General features: G+C 33.9%; 22 protein-coding genes. 18 read left to right on the forward strand and 4 right to left on the reverse strand.

What is annotated here, in order from left to right; translation table 11 throughout:
* The first annotated feature begins 2 nt into the window (after positions 1 to 2).
* Complete coding sequence (locus FP433_RS03225; protein WP_265487133.1) at positions 3 to 1427, forward strand: C69 family dipeptidase; 1425 nt, start codon at positions 3 to 5, stop codon at positions 1425 to 1427.
* Between the two features lie 130 nt (positions 1428 to 1557).
* Here the strand turns inward: FP433_RS03225 and FP433_RS03230 are convergent, their stop codons facing one another.
* Positions 1558 to 2166 carry a DUF3862 domain-containing protein gene (locus tag FP433_RS03230; RefSeq protein WP_265487135.1) on the reverse strand — a complete coding sequence of 203 codons (609 nt, stop codon included), beginning with the start codon at positions 2164 to 2166 and terminating at the stop codon, positions 1558 to 1560.
* A gap of 139 nt (positions 2167 to 2305) precedes the next feature.
* On the opposite strand from FP433_RS03230, the gene FP433_RS03235 reads away from it, so the two are divergent.
* The 9 genes from FP433_RS03235 (at position 2306) to FP433_RS03275 (ending at position 8289) form a co-directional block, all read left to right on the forward strand.
* Entirely contained in the window at positions 2306 to 2671 is a 366-nt protein-coding gene (locus FP433_RS03235) for a pyridoxamine 5'-phosphate oxidase family protein (RefSeq protein WP_265483060.1), read from the forward strand.
* A 113-nt stretch (positions 2672 to 2784) separates the two neighbouring features.
* The gene (ylxM, locus tag FP433_RS03240) at positions 2785 to 3123 is read left to right on the forward strand and encodes a YlxM family DNA-binding protein (protein ID WP_265487136.1); all 339 of its coding nucleotides are present in this window, start codon (positions 2785 to 2787) and stop codon (positions 3121 to 3123) included.
* 3 nt (positions 3124 to 3126) lie between these two features.
* On the forward strand, positions 3127 to 4557 hold the full coding sequence (ffh, locus tag FP433_RS03245) for a signal recognition particle protein (protein ID WP_265487138.1): 1431 nt from the start codon (positions 3127 to 3129) through the stop codon (positions 4555 to 4557).
* A 79-nt stretch (positions 4558 to 4636) separates the two neighbouring features.
* Positions 4637 to 4909: a 30S ribosomal protein S16 gene (gene rpsP / locus FP433_RS03250; RefSeq protein ID WP_265483057.1), complete on the forward strand. Its 273-nt coding sequence runs from the start codon at positions 4637 to 4639 to the stop codon at positions 4907 to 4909.
* A 68-nt stretch (positions 4910 to 4977) separates the two neighbouring features.
* Positions 4978 to 5499, forward strand: coding sequence for a ribosome maturation factor RimM (gene rimM / locus FP433_RS03255; protein WP_265483055.1), 522 nt, complete (start codon positions 4978 to 4980; stop codon positions 5497 to 5499).
* A complete protein-coding gene (trmD, locus tag FP433_RS03260) occupies positions 5489 to 6211 on the forward strand; it encodes a tRNA (guanosine(37)-N1)-methyltransferase TrmD (RefSeq protein WP_265487139.1) in 723 nt (240 codons plus the stop codon). The genes rimM and trmD overlap by 11 nt, the downstream gene beginning before the upstream one ends.
* A gap of 113 nt (positions 6212 to 6324) precedes the next feature.
* Positions 6325 to 6675, forward strand: a complete 351-nt coding sequence (gene rplS, locus FP433_RS03265; RefSeq protein WP_265487140.1) for a 50S ribosomal protein L19 — start codon at positions 6325 to 6327, stop codon at positions 6673 to 6675.
* Positions 6676 to 6797: 122 nt separating this feature from the next.
* Complete coding sequence (locus FP433_RS03270; RefSeq protein ID WP_265487141.1) at positions 6798 to 7445, forward strand: NAD(P)H-binding protein; 648 nt, start codon at positions 6798 to 6800, stop codon at positions 7443 to 7445.
* Positions 7446 to 7548: 103 nt separating this feature from the next.
* Positions 7549 to 8289 carry a hypothetical protein gene (locus FP433_RS03275; RefSeq protein ID WP_265487142.1) on the forward strand — a complete coding sequence of 247 codons (741 nt, stop codon included), beginning with the start codon at positions 7549 to 7551 and terminating at the stop codon, positions 8287 to 8289.
* Positions 8290 to 8418: 129 nt separating this feature from the next.
* Here the strand turns inward: FP433_RS03275 and lexA are convergent, their stop codons facing one another.
* The gene (gene lexA / locus FP433_RS03280; RefSeq protein WP_265483048.1) at positions 8419 to 9045 is read right to left on the reverse strand and encodes a transcriptional repressor LexA; all 627 of its coding nucleotides are present in this window, start codon (positions 9043 to 9045) and stop codon (positions 8419 to 8421) included.
* Positions 9046 to 9186: 141 nt separating this feature from the next.
* On the opposite strand from lexA, the gene FP433_RS03285 reads away from it, so the two are divergent.
* Positions 9187 to 9435, forward strand: coding sequence for a DUF896 domain-containing protein (locus tag FP433_RS03285; RefSeq protein WP_265483046.1), 249 nt, complete (start codon positions 9187 to 9189; stop codon positions 9433 to 9435).
* Between the two features lie 72 nt (positions 9436 to 9507).
* Positions 9508 to 9735 (forward strand): YneF family protein, encoded by a 228-nt coding sequence (locus FP433_RS03290; RefSeq protein ID WP_265483045.1) that lies wholly within the window; start codon positions 9508 to 9510, stop codon positions 9733 to 9735.
* Between the two features lie 599 nt (positions 9736 to 10334).
* On the opposite strand, the gene FP433_RS03295 is transcribed toward FP433_RS03290, so the two are convergent.
* On the reverse strand, positions 10335 to 11516 hold the full coding sequence (locus tag FP433_RS03295) for an SAM-dependent methyltransferase (RefSeq protein ID WP_265487143.1): 1182 nt from the start codon (positions 11514 to 11516) through the stop codon (positions 10335 to 10337).
* 72 nt (positions 11517 to 11588) lie between these two features.
* Positions 11589 to 12203, reverse strand: a complete 615-nt coding sequence (locus FP433_RS03300; RefSeq protein WP_265487144.1) for a lysophospholipid acyltransferase family protein — start codon at positions 12201 to 12203, stop codon at positions 11589 to 11591.
* A 72-nt stretch (positions 12204 to 12275) separates the two neighbouring features.
* On the opposite strand from FP433_RS03300, the gene FP433_RS03305 reads away from it, so the two are divergent.
* The 6 genes from FP433_RS03305 to FP433_RS03330 all read left to right on the forward strand — a co-directional run bounded on the left by FP433_RS03305 (position 12276) and on the right by FP433_RS03330 (position 17470).
* On the forward strand, positions 12276 to 13316 hold the full coding sequence (locus FP433_RS03305; RefSeq protein WP_265487145.1) for a GIY-YIG nuclease family protein: 1041 nt from the start codon (positions 12276 to 12278) through the stop codon (positions 13314 to 13316).
* 145 nt (positions 13317 to 13461) lie between these two features.
* On the forward strand, positions 13462 to 14244 hold the full coding sequence (gene rpsB / locus FP433_RS03310) for a 30S ribosomal protein S2 (protein ID WP_265487146.1): 783 nt from the start codon (positions 13462 to 13464) through the stop codon (positions 14242 to 14244).
* A gap of 38 nt (positions 14245 to 14282) precedes the next feature.
* Positions 14283 to 15308: a translation elongation factor Ts gene (tsf, locus tag FP433_RS03315; protein ID WP_265483035.1), complete on the forward strand. Its 1026-nt coding sequence runs from the start codon at positions 14283 to 14285 to the stop codon at positions 15306 to 15308.
* A 158-nt stretch (positions 15309 to 15466) separates the two neighbouring features.
* Positions 15467 to 16192: a UMP kinase gene (gene pyrH / locus FP433_RS03320; RefSeq protein ID WP_265483033.1), complete on the forward strand. Its 726-nt coding sequence runs from the start codon at positions 15467 to 15469 to the stop codon at positions 16190 to 16192.
* Positions 16192 to 16749 (forward strand): ribosome recycling factor, encoded by a 558-nt coding sequence (gene frr / locus FP433_RS03325; RefSeq protein ID WP_265487148.1) that lies wholly within the window; start codon positions 16192 to 16194, stop codon positions 16747 to 16749. The genes pyrH and frr overlap by 1 nt, the downstream gene beginning before the upstream one ends.
* A 1-nt stretch (position 16750) precedes the next feature.
* Positions 16751 to 17470 (forward strand): isoprenyl transferase, encoded by a 720-nt coding sequence (locus FP433_RS03330; protein WP_265487150.1) that lies wholly within the window; start codon positions 16751 to 16753, stop codon positions 17468 to 17470.
* Positions 17471 to 17477 lie beyond the last annotated feature (7 nt).

A 17477-nucleotide genomic window follows, 5' to 3' on the forward strand; every position in this document is an offset into this window, starting at 1 on the left:
TTATGAAGAAATTAAGTGCATGTACAACAATATTGGTTGGTAAAAAAGCTTCCATTGATGGTTCTACAATGATTGCTCGTAATGATGATACTTTTAAGCCAATTACTCCACAACGTTTTATTATTGAACCCGCTGTGAAAGGTGAAAAGGGGAGAAAAATCAAATCTTGGTTGAATAAATTTGAAATGGAACTTCCTGAAGATTCTCAACGGGTTCCTGCAGTACCGAATGTGGACTATAAAACAGAAGGTTACTATGATGAAAGTGGTATTAACCAAGAGAATGTTGCCATGTCTTGTACTGAATCTACTTATGGTAATGAAAGAACTTTAGCTTTTGATCCTTTAGTAAAAGATGGTCTTGACGAAGACTGCATGCAAACTGTAGTTTTACCTTATATTCATTCAGCTCGTGATGGAGTAAAACGTTTAGGAAGCCTAATTAAAAAGTACGGTTCTCCAGCTGGAAACTCAGTTTTATTTAGTGATAAAGATGAAGTTTGGTATATGGAGATTGTAACTGGTCACCACTGGGTAGCCCAACGCATTCCAGATGATTGTTACGCAGCTACTGGGAATCGCGTTGCTATTCAGCAGGTTGATTTTAATGATCCTGATAATTTTATGTGGAGTGAAGGGATCCAAGAATTTGTAGAAAAATATCATTTAAATCCTGATCTTGAAGGTTGGAATTTCCGCCACATATTTGGTACTTATACTGAACAAGATCGTCACTACAATACTAGTCGTCAATGGTACATTCAAAAGTACTTTAATCCTGATATTGAGCAAGATCCTGAAGATGGAGAAATACCTTTTATTAGAAAAGCTAATAAAAAGATTTCTAGAGAAGATATCGAATTCTTATTGGGTTCTCATTATCAAGATACTCCTTATGATCCTTTTGGAAAGGGAACAGATGAAGAAAAGCACCGCTTCCGTCCTATTGGGTTAAATAGAACTCAGAATTCTCATATTTTACAAATTAGATCAGATGTACCTAGTGAAATGGCCGGAATAATGTGGTTATGTATTGGAGGACCAACATTTACTCCATTTGTACCATTCTTTACCAATATGAATGATACTGATCCATCATATAATAATACTTCTATGAACTATAATCGTAATGATGCATGGTGGTATTACAAGTCCTTAGCAGCTTTAGTAGAAAGCCACTATCCTCAATTTGTACAACTGGATACTAAATATTTAGAGGAGTTAAATCGGTATTATCGTGGCCGTGTAGAAGAAATTATTAATAATGCTAAGGCACTAACTGGTAAAGAATTAACAGATTACTTAACCAAAGAAAACCAAAAGACAGTCGCTCACACTAAAGAAGACAGCGAAAAATTAATGGGACAAATGTTTATTGACAGCATTAACATGTCTAAATTGACTTTCAATATGGATAAAAATCTTTAGTTGGCTTTGTAACTGTAGTTTTATAGCAGTAAAAAATAAGAGATCACTTAGGAAATAACTTTCTAGGTGATCTCTTATTTTGTAAAAATTAGTTGATTTTGAGGATGTCTATAAAATAATATGTTTAAATTTATTCTAGATTAATTTCAGTTTTGCTAGTTAGTTTATTATCATGGAAAATTAATGTGACGCTAGCATTTTGTCCTTTAACACCGGTTAGCCACATAGCAGTGTAGGTAATAGTATTGACAATGCGATTTTCATTAACTAAATCAGGTTCACCATATTTTTGGACAATGCTAGCATAAGTATCACCGTTTTTTAAGGCTTTATAATCTTTTAAAGTGAAGTTGGTAGTGCTTCGGTTCCATTTAAAACCAGTAATATTTTTAGTAACCGCATGATTATTTAGAAATTGAATAGTAATCGTTGTTTTACCTTGTTTCCAGATGTAAGATGTAACATCAATGTTGTGAATTTGAGTATCATTTTGAGAAGAAGGAGTACCAAGCAATTGTTTAGTTTTTTGTAAGCTAGTGCCTCCATTCCCAAATTGACTTAATTCACCAACTTGAATTTTAGCGTAATTTTTACGTAATTTTTCTAGTGAATTATTTGAAGTGGTCGAAGCAGTAGATTGAGTGGAATTAGTAGAATTATTTTTTGAGTTTCCGCATGCAGTTAAACCGACTGCAATTCCGAGTGATAGAATAATAGTAAAAATTTTTCTTTTTTCCATAATATAACCTCCATGATTAGAAATTATACCATTATTATTGCAATAAAAATTAATTTTAGTCATTAAGTAAGCATAAAGATGGAAGTGATTTTAAAAGAGGGGTATACTAATAATAAATAAGTGGAAAGAAGGATTTTTTATGAAAAAATTAGATTCAAACAAATTGACCCCAGAACAACAAGGCTTAATTAACGACAACTTAGCTTACATGGCTACAGTTAATGAAGATGGAACTCCACAAGTTGGTCCTAAAGGTTCAATGATTGCAATTAATGATCATCAATTACAATACCTTGAAAAAACTAAGTCAACAGCTTACGAAAATATTAAACGTGGTTCAAAAGTTGCTGTTGTTGCAGCAGATGTTCCAAGCCACAGCGCCGTACGTGTAGATGGTACTGCAACTATTCATGAAGATGATGAATTTGCTAAGGAAATTTTAGCAAATAGTGATACTCCAAATGCTTACGTTGTAGTAATCGACATTGACGAAGTAGACGCTTAATAATATTACAAAACGTATTAGAGAAGCTTTTCTATTTAAAGTAGAGAAGCTTCTTTTTTATTAGGTTAGGAAAGAGGAGGAATTTTTGCTATACTTAATCTCAGGTGAAACATATGGATGAATTAGAGAAAAATGAAATGCTAGCCAATTTGTATGCTTATTACGGTGAGCTATTAACTAAAGGTCAGCAGAATTATTTTGAAGATTATTATTATAATGATTTGTCTTTGGGGGAAATTGCTGAAAACCATAGCGTCTCTCGGCAAGCAGTCTATGATAATTTAAAGCGTTCTAGTAAGGCTTTGAAGAAGTATGAAGATACTCTCCATCTTCAAAAAGAATATGTAGAAATGGGTAAATTAGTTTCTCAAATATCTATTGACCTAAAAAGTAATAAAAAAGAGCAAGCAGAAAAAAATTTAGAAAAATTACTACGAAAATTAGGGGTGTAAAAAATGGCTTTTGAAAACCTGAGTGAAAGATTACAAAAGGCCCTTCGCAATTTAACTGGTAAGGGTAAAATTTCAGAAGATGATATCAATAAGGCAAGTCGTGAGATTCGGTTGGCTCTTTTAGAAGCAGACGTAAATTTCAAGGTTGTAAAAGATTTTATTAAAACTATTAAAAAAGAAGCTTTAGGTAAAGAAGTTCAAGAAAGTCTAAATCCCGGACAACAAATTATTAAGATTGTTGATGAAGAATTAACAAAGATGATGGGAGAAGAGGCAGTAAGCCTAACTAAATCTCCTCATATTCCAACAATTATCATGATGGTTGGACTTCAAGGTACTGGTAAGACTACTACAGTTGGTAAATTAGCTAATTATTTAGTTAAAAATGAAAAAGCTCGTCCTTTGTTAATCGCAGGTGATATTTATCGTCCAGCTGCAATTGAGCAATTAAAGCAAATTGGTGATTCACTAAATATTCCAGTATATAGTGAAGATAACACTTCAGACGTTGCTGAAATAGTTAAACATGGTATTGAAGAAGCTGATAAAAATAAAAATGATTATATTATCATTGATACCGCAGGACGTTTAGAAATTGACCAAGAATTAATGGATGAATTAAAGAGAGTTACTGAGGTCGCAAAACCTGATAACACTCTTTTAGTAGTGGATGCAATGACTGGTCAAGCAGCTACTAAAGTTGCAGAAGGTTTTAATCAAGATTTGGATTTAACTGGATTAGTCTTAACTAAACTTGATGGTGACACTCGTGGGGGTGCCGCATTATCGATTAGAGCGGTGACAGGACTACCAATTCTTTTTACTGGTCAAGGAGAAAAGTTAACTGAGTTAGACACCTTCCACCCCGATCGTATGGCATCACGTATCTTGGGAATGGGAGATATGTTAACGCTAATCGAAAAGGCACAACGGGACTATGATGACAAAGAAGCTGAAAAAATGGCGCAAAAAATGCGTGAAAATACTTTTGATTTTAATGACTTTGTCGATCAAATGGAACAGGTGCAAAAGTTAGGCCCAATTGATCAGTTAATTAAAATGATCCCAGGAATGGCGAATAATCCTGCACTCAAGAATATTCATATTCCTGATAATGAAATTGCCCATATTAAAGCTATTGTTTATTCAATGACACCGGCAGAAAGAGAGAATCCCGATATTTTAAATCCTTCAAGACGCCGTCGAATTGCTGCAGGGTCTGGTCTTCCAGTTGTTCAAGTTAACCGGATGATTAAGCAATTTAAACAATCAAAAGATATGATGCAAAAAATGACCTCAGGAAATATGAAAGGTCTAGAAGGCTTACCAGGAATGGATTCACCATTGGCACGTCGGGCAATGAGATCAATGGGTAAAAAGTTTAAGAAGAATAAAAAGAAGCGCATGAAAAAAATAAAAAGATTTCATTCTTAAAAGTGTTAAGTAAAAAACCTTTACACACTATTTTTTTTATGATATATTGTTAAAGTTAAGAAATTTAGGAGGAAATATAATGTCTGTTAAAATTCGTATGCGCCGCATGGGCTCAAAGAGAAAACCTTTTTATCGTATTGTTGTAGCTGACTCACGTATGCCACGTGATGGTCGTTTTATTGAAGAAGTTGGTTACTACAACCCACTTACTAACCCAGCAGAAGTTAAACTTGAAGAAGGTAAGATTTTTGACTGGCTTCAAAAGGGTGCACAACCATCAGATACTGTAAGAAGTATGCTTTCAAAAGCTGGTTTAATGAAGAAATACCACGATGCAAAATACGGTAAGTAATTACTAATAAGAAGTTTGGGAGCAGTCCCAAACTTTTTTGTTATCTAAATATTAAGAGGGTTTAAATAATGAATGATTATTTTGAAGTAGGAACAATCCTAACTACCCATGGTTTAAAAGGTGAAGTTAAAGTAAGTGCAATTACGGATTTTCCAGAATTACGTTTTGCTCCTGAAAGTCGGCTATATGTAGACTTAGATGGTAAAATGGAAGAATTAACTGTTGAAGCAGTTAGGATGCATAAACAATTTTATTTAATTTACTTTAAACAAATTAAGAATATTGATGAAGCTGAGAAAATTTGCCATCATAAGCTTTATGTAGCTGATGAAGATCGAGAAGACTTACCAGAGGGAAGCTATTACTTTAAAGATATTTTAGGACTTCCAGTTTATGATGAAGAAACAGGCACAAAACTTGGGATTGTCAATGATATTGAGACTCCAGGCGCAAATGACATTTGGGAGATTAAACCGGAAAGCGGAAAAAGTTTTTGGATTCCAAATATTCATTCTGTTGTTAAAAAGGTTGATCTTCCTAACAAACGTATTGAAGTCACTTTATTAGAAGGATTACGCGATGAAAATTAATGTTTTGACGTTATTTCCAGACATGTTTACACCACTCCAAGTTTCAATGTTGGGACGTGGACTAGAAGATGGAAAGTGGGATTTAAATCTAGTAAATTTCCGCAATTTTACGACTGATGTTCACCATCATGTGGATGATACCCCTTATGGTGGTGGAGCAGGGATGGTTTTGCAAATTATGCCAATCAAAAAGGCTTTAGATTCACTTGAAAACAGGGGAAAAGTAATTATTACCGCACCACAGGGCAAGACTTTTAATGAAGAAATTGCTCAAGAGTGGTCTCAAGAAGAAAACTTAACTTTTATTTGTGGTCATTATGAAGGGTTCGATCAAAGAGTATATGATTTAGCAGATGAAGTTGTTTCGATTGGTGATTATGTTCTAACTGGAGGAGAATTACCTACAATGAGCATGATTGATGCCACAGTGCGTTTGTTGCCAGGAATCCTGGGAAATGCTGCCTCACCAGTAGATGAATCATTTTCACATGGACTATTAGAATATCCACAATATACTCGTCCAGCAGAGTTTGAAGGTAAAAAAGTTCCAGAAGTTTTAACATCAGGTAACCATCAAAAAATCGCCCAATGGCGCCATAAAGAAGCATTACGTGCTACTTATTTAAGGCGACCAGATTTGTTGGCCAAAAAAGAGTTAACTAAGGAAGAAAAAGAGATGCTGGCGGAAATAAAAGCAGAAGTCGAAAAATAAATATTTACAAACTTTTTTAGTTTGTTAGACTAGTTGTTGTGGCATAAGCCATGAGTTATGGGTATTCCGCTGACACGATGTGTGAATGAATGCCGTAGAAGGAGAGAAATATAATGGATCCATTAATTCAAGAATTAACTAAAGATCAAATCCGTACTGATTTACCTGACTTCCGTCCTGGTGATACTATTCGTGTTCACGTACGTGTTGTTGAAGGTAGTCACGAACGTATTCAAATTTTTGAAGGTGTTGTTATTAAGAGAAAAGGTAGTGGTATTAGTTCTACCTATACTGTACGTAAGATTTCATCAGGTGTTGGTGTTGAACGTACTTTCCCAGTTAACGACCCTCGTGTTGCTAAAGTAGAAGTTAAGCGTCAAGGACGTGTACGTCGTGCTAAGCTTTACTACTTACGTGATCGTCACGGTAAGGCAGCTAGAATCCCTGAAAAGCGTCGTAAGTAATATATTATTAAGAAGCTATCATGTGAGTGATAGCTTCTTTTTTGTATAAAAGATAAATTTTTAGACATTTAATTGTGAATCTTTTAAGATAAACGTAAACCTATAAAGAAAGGACAGTTAAAATGACAAAGCAAGTATTTATAGCAGGAGGATCAGGTCGAGTTGCAACTGATTTAATTTCAGATTTGGTTGGAAGAGGATATGATGTGGTTGCTGGAGCTCGGCATGAAGATAAAATAATTGAAATGCCAGGTGTAGCTAGAGTTCATCTAGATTTACATGCAAGTGTTGATGAAATTGCACATTTAATGGAAGGAAGCGATGTGGTTTACTTTACTGCAGGCTCACGTGGTAAAGATTTGTTACAAACTGATGCCTTTGGTGCAGTAAAGACAATGCAAGCAGCTGAAAAAGTAGGAATAAAACGCTACATAATGCTTAGTTCTCTTTTCTCATTAGAACCAGAAAAATGGGAAGAAATACCAAGTTTGAAATCAATTTTAAATTATGATATTGCCAAATATTTTGCCGATAATTATTTGATTTACAATACTAATTTAAAATATACAATTTTACAACCAACTAACCTTGTTGAAGAAGAAGGAACTGGAAAAATTAGTCTCGATAAAGGAGTTCTAAAGCCAAATCCAATTCCAGATGTTGCTAAAACGTTAGCCGATATCTTAAAATTTGATAATACTATTGATAAAGTTATTAAGATGAGTGGTGGAGATACCCCAATTAAAGAAGCCTTAGCAAGTATTAAATAAAGAAATAGCACTGTATATTAGTGATCAGCTAGGATACAGTGCTATTTAATTTTGAAAAAAAGTAGTAAAATAAGAAACAAAGATAATTCACAGGAGGATCATTATGAAAAAGATAGGATTACTCGGTTTAGTAGTGCCAATAATGTTGTTAGCAGGATGTCAAACACAATCTAGTTCAAGTCAGCATAGTTCTGCACCAAGTTCTCAAGCTCCTGCTAAAGTTAAGAAAACTCGTTTTGCATCATTAACATCTAAACTAGAAAAAGAAGATCTTAAGATGGAGTTGCCTCAAACTTCCGGTTTAGGAAAAGCAACTAAAAATATTAATGTTCATTACACTAAAAAGGGTGATACAACTACTGTTTACTATAGTGTGGGAAGTAGTAAAAAGAAGTTTAATGATGCAAGCTTAGAGAAAGAACATCCATATTTAACACTTACAAAAATTTCTGGATTGAGTAAGAAAGAAATTACAAGTAAGATTAATTATCAAGCGACTACTAAAGGATTACCAACTGTAAAATTAGATGATGAAACTACTGCAGTTAGTCAAGGAGCTGCAGGTCAAAGCTATTTAACTTGGAACAAGGATAATTGGTCATTTACTGTAAAAGCAAATTCATATTTAGGCGAAAAGCCAAAAGCTACTGCAAATGAAGTGGTTGATTTGTTAGAAGATTACCGCTTACCAAGTAAAGATGGTAAGGGTGCAATGCAATTTACAGTGAGTGAGCAGTATGCTTCTCTCGGAAATGAAATGCTATTTGAAAAAGATGGAAATCTCTATCAGGTGAAAGCTCATAGTATTAAGACGATGTTTAAAATGATGCAAAGTTTAAGATAGTTAAGAGTTTAAACAAATATTTAGATATTAAAAATGCTGATAATCTTGGTTCTACTCAGTGAGATGAACCTTGATATATCAGCATTTTATTTAGAATTGAATATTAAGAAGTGCTTGGGACCTATTTCATTAATTAATATGCGACCGATAAAGACTAATAACTTTTCCTAAAATTGTAACTTCATCTAAGATGATAGCAGGCATTGTATCATTTTCAGGTTGAAGGCGATAATGACCATCTTCTTTATAAAAACGTTTTATAGTGGCTTCATTATCCATAGTCATGGCGACTACAATTTCACCATTAAGAGCTGTAGATTGTTTTTTTACAATTACATAGTCACCATTTAAAATACCAGCATTAATCATTGAAGTACCACGAACGGTAAGCATAAAGAGGTCGCTTGATTCATTAATTAAATTAGGAGGCAAGGGAAAGTAGTCTTCAATATTTTCAACTGCAGTGATGGGTTCTCCTGCGGTCACTAGTCCTACCATAGGAATGAGTTTTGGCTTGATGCCTAGAGCTTTGCGTCCTTCTTCAGTAATTTCTAATGCACGTGGTTTGGTAGCATCTTTAATTAAAAGACCACGCTTTTCTAAACGATCAATGTGACCATGAACAGTGGAAGTGGAAGCTAAACCTACAGCTTGACAAATTTCACGTACAGTAGGAGGAAATCCTCTTTTTTCAACATTATCATAAATATATTTTAAAATTTCTAGTTGTTTTGAATTTTGATTTTTTGTGGCCATAATAAGTTTCACTCCAATACATTTACTAGTCATTGTACCAAAAAATTATTTTTTTCACAAACAAATGTTCAAGACACTTAAAACTTTTTTTCTGCGATATTTTAGGGTAGACTTAAGATAGAATTAGGAGGTATATAACATATGGATAAAAAAGAAGAAGAAAAAGTAACTAAGAGAATCAACGAATTATATCACTTAAGCCAAGAACGTGAACTTACTCCAGAAGAAGTTGAAGAAAGAAAACAATTACGTAAGAAGTTTTTAGATAACTTCCGGGCTGCTTTTAGACAACAATTAGAAGATACAGTAATTATTGATAAAGATGGTAAAGAAGTAACTTCTGAAAAGGCTAAAGAAGCTCAAAGAAAAAAAGGCTTACGTAAGGATTAATAAAGTTCTTTAAAAAGTTAGAATTTTTTAGTAAAATTTTACTTGGTTTAAAAGTTTTGGAGGTTTTATTTTATGAATTTAGCGTTAGCCATTTTTTTGATTATTCTTGCCTTAATTGTGGGCTTAGTTGTTGGTTTCTTTGGTGCACGAAGCTATATGAAGAAATACTTCGAAGACAATCCACCAATTAGCGAAGATATGATTGCTGCAATGATGGCCCAAATGGGACAAAAACCATCAACCAAAAAATTAAATCAAGTAATGAATATGATGAAGCAAAAACAAAAACGTAGCAAGTAAAACGCTAAAAACAATGCCATTTTGACTTAATGACATTGTTTTTAGTAGGGACAATAATTATACAGGAGCTTATAGTTTTCATATTTTAAAATAATTACTCATGAATAATCAAATTTACCTTAACCTTCTTATACTTGGAGGAGCTGTAGTCTGGTTCATAATTACAATAATTTTGAAAAAAAGAAAATTATTTAATTTAAAATTAGATTATTATATACGGGCATTTTTTTGCGCAATAATGGGAGTACTCTTTACTGTTTCGATTATGATGAATAAATCATCCAATTATTTTTATATTTTCCCAGTTTTAAGTGTAGTGGGTGCTATTTATTGTGTTTACAAGGCGAAGAAATAAAATTAAGTAAAGTGAAGTATCTGGGAAAAATTAAATACTTAAAATAGAAAAATCCGTTAGAATTCGTTTGTTCTAACGGATTTTTCTATACACTGCATTGATGTTCATGATGAACTTAAGTAATTATTGGAATAGTAAACAGACTCCTTCAACAAAAAGAAGGTACAAAAAAAGAGTAAGATTTCTAAAAATAGGATTCTTGCTCTTAATTTTTAATCTAGGGAGTTATTTTTTCAGATGCTTTTTATTTCTTATTACTCATGTAATCGCGTGTCATAGGAAGCTCTTGACCAGATGGTCCTTTAGTTAATAAGTATTGGACAACGTCAATATTTCCTGATTGGAAAGATGCTGCACAAGCTTGAAGATACATATCCCACATTCTGCAGAAACGTTCACCCATCATTTCTTGCACCTTATCGCGCACATTATTAAAGTTTTTATCCCAAATTTCAAGAGTTCTTTGGTAGTGGCGACGTAGCATTTCCATATCTGCAATTTGAAGATTTGCTTCTTCAATTCTTGAAACGATTTCTACTAATCCAGGAATATAACCACCTGGGAAGATGTAACGGTCAATCCAAGCATTGGTAGCTCCACCTTGTTGACGAGTAATTCCATGAATTAAGGCAGTACCATTAGGTTTTAAGTATTTAGCAACATCTTTGAAGTATTCGCCTAGGTTTTCACTACCTACGTGTTCAAACATCCCAACAGAAGTTACATAGTCAAAAGTACGATCTCCAAGTTCACGATAGTCAGTTAAAATTACTTCTGCTTGATCTTCTAGGCCCATAGCTTTAATTTTATTTTGAACAAGTTTATATTGTTCTTCACTGAGAGTAACACCAGTCACTTTAAGGCCATATTCTTTAGCGGCTGTAAGCATCAATGTTCCCCAGCCACAACCGATGTCTAATAATGTTTTACCTTTTTGGGGATGTAATTTGTTTAAAATGTGATGAACTTTGGCAATTTGAGCTGCCTCTAAATCGTCATGGTTATCTTCTGTAAAGTAAGCACAAGAATAAGTTAAAGTAGGATCTAACCATAATTTATAAAAATCATTTCCAATATCGTAGTGATGTTGAACATCTTCTTGACTTTGCTTTTCAGTGTGCTTTTGCTTAGGTAAGAATTTTCTAAACTTAGAATTTCTTAAAAAGCTATCGGCACTTTCATAAGCTCCTTCAATTAATTGTTGAATTGAACCATTGATTTCAATGTCTTTATTCATGTAAGCTTCCCCTAAAGCAAGAGAAGCATTGACAGTGATATCTTTGATGGGAACCTTTTTGTTAAAAGTAATCTCAATTTCAGGTGTTCCATCCCCATAAACGTCACTTTTGCCATCCCAGTAAGTAACTTTAACAGGGAAGTTAAAGGAATGACTAAGCATCATTTTATAAAAAGTTTTTTCTAACATTCTTTGCGCTCCTTAAAATTAGTTAACTAGTAGAATTGTATCACTTTGAAAAAAAGTCGCAAATCTCAACTATTATTTAGGAATATATTTAAAGTTGGGATTTTGTTCTTTATCTAATGTGTTCCAAGCTGTTTCTAATTCTTTATAAAGACCAGGAATTGTTTCTTTATTAACTTTTTGAGAACGTGGGATTTCAATAGGATCACCAAAACGTACATTTAAAGGCTTTCTCTTTAAAAGCCCTGTGAAGGTTAGGGGACCTTGATAGATAACTGGCACTAAAGGACGACCTGACATTTTGGCAATGATAAAGGCACCACTTTTTAATTCTGAAGAATGACGAGTTCCAGAAGGAAAAATTATTAAAGAATAATTACCCTTTTTTAAACCCTTGACTGGAATTTTAATAGCTGATGGTCCAGGATTTTTACGATCAACTGGAAAAGCATGCGAATGATTCAAAATAAAACGTAAGATTGGATTTTTAAAGAGTTCTTTTTTTGCCATAAACATAAATTCAGTAGGACTTGCTGCGAGAGCAAATAAAACGGGTTCCCACCAAGTTCTATGAGGTGCTACTAAAATGTAAGTGCCCTTAGGCAGTGCTTCTTTATTGTAAACATGCAAATGGCCATTTAAGATCCAAACGATAAATCTAGCAATTGGCCTGATAAATTTGTAAAACATAATTTTTCCTCCGATTAAAATACATAGTATAATTATAACCTATGAAGAAATAAGCGAAAGAAGGGAAAGGAAATGGATTTATTAAAAGAAAACGAAAGAATTGATTACTTATATAGTGATGATATTCAAATTATTCAAGATAAAGATGCTTTTTCGTTTTCATTAGATACATTATTATTAGCTTATTTTGCTAAAGAAAAAATCCATGATAGTTATAAAGTAGTTGATCTTTGCAGTGGAAATGCAGCAGCAAGTTTATATATGGCTTATTTTAATAAAGCAAAATATGAGGCAGTAGAAATTCAACCAGAGATGGCAGACCAAGCAAAAAGAAGCATAATTTTAAATAACTTAGAAAATAGAATTAATGTTAATACTTTGAATGCTATTGATGCACCTCAAAAACTAGGAAAAGATAAATATGATATGGTCGTTGTCAATCCACCTTATTTTAAAGCTCCTAAAGGCCACCATTTAAATCCTGATAAAAGAAAAGCCATTGCGCGCCATGAATTAGAAATTAACTTAGAGCAAATTATTAGTGTAGCAAGTGACCTTTTAAAAATGAAAGGGAAGATGTTTATGGTACATCGCCCAGAACGATTAGGCGAGATTATGCATTATTGTATTACTCATAATTTAAGTGTCAAAAATGTGCAACCATTTGTTTCTAAAAGAGGTGAAAAAACAAATTTAATAGTTATTGAAGCAATTCGTAATAGTGCGACTGATGGTGTGGAGCTAGTAGATCCAATTTTGGTTCATAACGCTGATGGTGAATTTACAAAAGAAATCAAAAAGATAATTCGAGAAACTCCAGAAGCAAAAAAGCAACATGATGCCATTAAAAAATTCTATTTTTATTGTCTTTTATGTAATGATGGAAGCTTTTATGGTGGCTTTACTACTAACCTTTCTCAAAGAATTAAAACTCATAATGCCGGAAAAGGCGCCAAGTACACAAAGGCACGTCGTCCAGTTAAATTAATATACTTTGAAGAATTCAAAGATAAATCAGCTGCTCTGAAACGCGAGTACTGGTTTAAGCATCATTCGAGAAAGTGGAAAGAAGAATTTCTAAAATCACATAATGTTAATTTTTCATTGAAATAATGAAAAAAATTAGTTACAATATTGTGGTGTGTTATTACACAATAATTTTAAATCACATCAGAAGCGATTAGAATCTCCGGTGCCGAATTTGGTCTGATTCTAATGGGACCTTCTGAGAGGAATGAAACCATAGGAGGAATTTTTTATGACAGTTGTTACTATGAAGCAATTGCTTGAAGCTGGTGTACACTTTGGTCACCAAACTAGAAGATGGGACCCTAAGATGGCTCCTTACATCTTTACTCAAAGAAACGGTATCTACATCATCGACTTACAAAAGACTATTAAGATGCTTGATGATGCTTACAACTACACTAAAGCTGTTGCACAAGACGGCGGTGTATTCTTATTCGTAGGTACTAAGAAGCAAGCTCAAGACTCAATTGCTGAAGAAGCAAAACGTGCTGGTCAATACTACGTAAACCAACGTTGGTTAGGTGGTACTTTGACTAACTGGTCAACTATCCAAAAACGTATTAAGAGATTAAAGCAATTAAAAGAAATATCACAAGATGGTACTTTTGATGTATTACCTAAGAAGGAAGTAGCACTTTTGACTAAGGAAATGGATAAGCTTGAAAGATTCTTAGGCGGTATTGAAGATATGCCTAGAATCCCTGATGTTATGTTCGTTATCGACCCTAAGAAGGAAAAGATTGCTGTTCATGAAGCAAATATCTTAGGAATTCCAGTTGTTGCTATGGTTGATACTAACACTGATCCAGATCCAATTGATGTAATTATTCCATCAAATGACGACGCTATTCGTGCTATTCGTTTAATTGCAGGTGCTATGGCAGATGCAATCATCGAAGGTAAACAAGGTGAAGACGATAGTGATGTAGAAGCAGAAATGACTGCTAGTGTTGAAGAAACTGCTGATGGCGAAAAGTCAATTGAAGAAGTAGTTGAAGAAACTGAAGACTAATTTGTTTTACTATTGGTTCTGTTAGGAGGACTTAATTAATGGCAGAAATTACAGCTAAATTAGTTAAAGAATTACGTGAACGTAGTGGCGCAGGCGTTATGGACGCTAAGAAAGCCTTAGTAGAAGTTGATGGAGATATGGATAAAGCAATTCAATATCTTCGTGACAAGGGTATGGCTAAAGCTGCAAAGAAAGCTGACCGTATTGCTGCTGAAGGTTTAACTGGGGTTTATGTTAACGGTAATGTAGCCGCAATTACTGAAGTTAACTCAGAAACTGACTTTGTTTCTCAAAACGATAAGTTTGTTAAGTTAGTAAACGATGCTACAAAGGTTATTGCAGAAGGTAAGCCTGCAGATATGGAAGCAGCTGAAAACTTAAAGATGGATGATGGCATTACTATGTCTCAATCATTTGTTGATGCAACTGCTACTATTGGTGAAAAGATTGTTTTACGTCGTTTTGCATTAGAAGAAAAGACTGACGATCAAGAATTTGGTGCTTACCAACATAATGGTGGCCAAATTGGTGTTATTACTGTTTTAGAAGGTGCTGATGCTGCAACTGCTAAACATTTAGCTATGCACATTGCTGCAATGAGTCCTAAGGTTATTTCACCAGATGAATTAGATGAAGACTTCATTACTGAACAATTAGCAGAAATGAACCACAAGATTGATCAAGACAACGAAAGTCGTGCATTGGTAAATAAGAAACCTTTACCACATCTTGTTTACGGTTCAGCTAAGCAATTAAGTGATGATGTTTTAGCTAAGGCTGAAGAAGATATTAAGGCTGAACTTAAAGAAGAAGGTAAGCCAGAAAAGATCTGGGATAAGATTATTCCTGGTAAGATGCAACGTTTTATTGATGATAATACACAAGTTGATAAGCAATTTGCTGTTTTATCACAAGACTACATCATGGACGACAGCAAGACTGTTGGCGAATTTTTAAAGGAAAAGGGAGCTAAGTTAGTAGCTTTCCAACGTTTCGAAGTTGGTGAAGGTATCGAAAAGAAAGAAGAAGACTTTGCTGCTGAAGTACGTGAACAAATGAAGTAAATCTTTACTTTACAAAAGAGTAGTGAATATTCGCTACTCTTTTTTTCTGAGGTTTTTTATTGAAATAAAATTTTAGGCTAGCTATATGGTAAAATTAAAGAGAAATGTTTTAGCGTCGCTGTATGGTAAAATTAAAGAAAATTAATAAGGAGGACTTTATGAGTCAAGTGAAGTATAAGCGTATCATTTTGAAAGTCTCTGGTGAAGCACTAGCTGGAGAAAAGGGTACTGGGATTGATCCTGAAGTTATTCGCCACTTAGCAAGTGAAATTAAAAAAGTTCATGATATGGGCGTAGAGATTGGTATTGTTTGTGGTGGTGGTAACATGTGGCGCGGTGAAACAGGTGCTAACCTAGGTATGGATCGTGCGCAAGCTGATTACATGGGGATGTTAGCTACAATTATGAATGGGTTAGCATTACAAGATGGTTTAGAAAATCTTGGAGTACCTACTCGAGTTCAAACTTCAGTTGAAATGCGCCAAATTGCTGAACCTTATATTCGTCGTAAGGCAATTCGTCATCTTGAAAAGGGTAGAGTTGTAATTTTTGGTGGTGGTACAGGTAACCCATACTTCTCAACTGATACTACTGCTGCTTTGCGTGCTGCTGAAATTGATGCAGATGTAATTTTAATGGCCAAGAATGGTGTCGACGGTGTATATTCAGCAGATCCTAAATTAGATCCAACAGCTACTAAGTTTGATGAATTGAGTCAACTAGATTTAATTTCTAAGAATTTAAAGGTAATGGATAGTACAGCAAGTTCTTTATCAATGGACAATAATATTCCATTAATTGTGTTTAATGTTAATAAGCCTGGCAACATTAAGAAGGTTGTTGAAGGTGAAAATATTGGTACTGTAATTAAAGGTGGTAAATAATGGCTAACGAAGTTATTGAAAAAGCAAAATCAAACATGAATAAATCTATTTCAGTTTTTGAAAAAGATCTTGGATCCATCAGAGCTGGAGTAGCAAATGCAAGTTTATTAGATAAAATTAAAGTTGATTACTATGGTGCCCCAACTCCCTTAACTCAAATGTCTAGTGTAACTATTCCAGAAGCAAGAGTTTTGATGGTAACTCCATATGATAAAAATAGTTTAGACGATATTGAACACGCAATTTTAGCTTCCGATTTAGGAATTACTCCTGCAAATGATGGTTCTGTAATTAGAATTGTTATTCCTCAATTAACTGGAGAACGTCGTCAAGAAATTGCAAAGCAAGTTGGTAAGTTGGCTGAACAAGCAAAAATTGCCATTAGAAATGTTCGTCGTGAAGCCATGGATACTTTGAAGCGTCAAACTAAAGATGGTGATATTACAGAAGACGAACAACGCAGTTTGGAAAAACAAGTGCAAAAAGTTACTGATGATTCTACTAAAAAAGTAGATGAATTAGCAGATAAGAAGAGTAAAGAAATTACACAAGCATAAAATGAATAATAAATCTCATTCATTAAATCATCTTGCAATTATTATGGATGGAAATGGTAGATGGGCTAAAAAGAGACATTTACCTCGTTTTGTTGGCCACAAGCACGGTATGGAGACAATCCGTACAATTGCCTTAGCAGCTAATGAGTTGGGAATAAAGGTTTTAACTTTATATGCCTTTTCAACTGAAAATTGGGGTCGCCCAGTTGATGAAGTAAAGTATCTAATGCGATTACCAATTGATTTTTTTGATAAGTTTATGCCAGAACTGATGGAAAATAACGTTAAGGTTAATATTATGGGATTTAGAGATGAAATCCCTGATAAGACTTACCAGATTATGGAAAAAGCTATGGCAGAAACAAAAGATAATACTGGAATGGTATTAAATTTTGCTTTTAACTATGGGGCACGTAAAGAAATTGTAAGTGCAAGTCAAAAATTGGCTAAGAAAGTAAAAGATGGTAGCTTAATGCCAGAAGACATTAATGAAAAAGTTTTCGCTGAAGAGTTATTGACAGCCAGCTTAGCTCCTTATGACAATCCTGATTTATTAATTAGAACCTCAGGCGAAGAAAGACTTTCAAACTTTTTATTATGGCAGTTAGCTTATAGTGAATTTGAATTTACAGAAAAACTTTGGCCAGACTTTAATGCAGAAGATTTAAAAGAATTAGTAGCAGATTTTAATAACCGCGATAGACGATTTGGAAAAATATAACAAAAGA

It is taken from the genome of Lactobacillus sp. PV012 (assembly GCF_014522325.1).
Taxonomy (GTDB): Bacteria; Bacillota; Bacilli; order Lactobacillales; family Lactobacillaceae; genus Lactobacillus.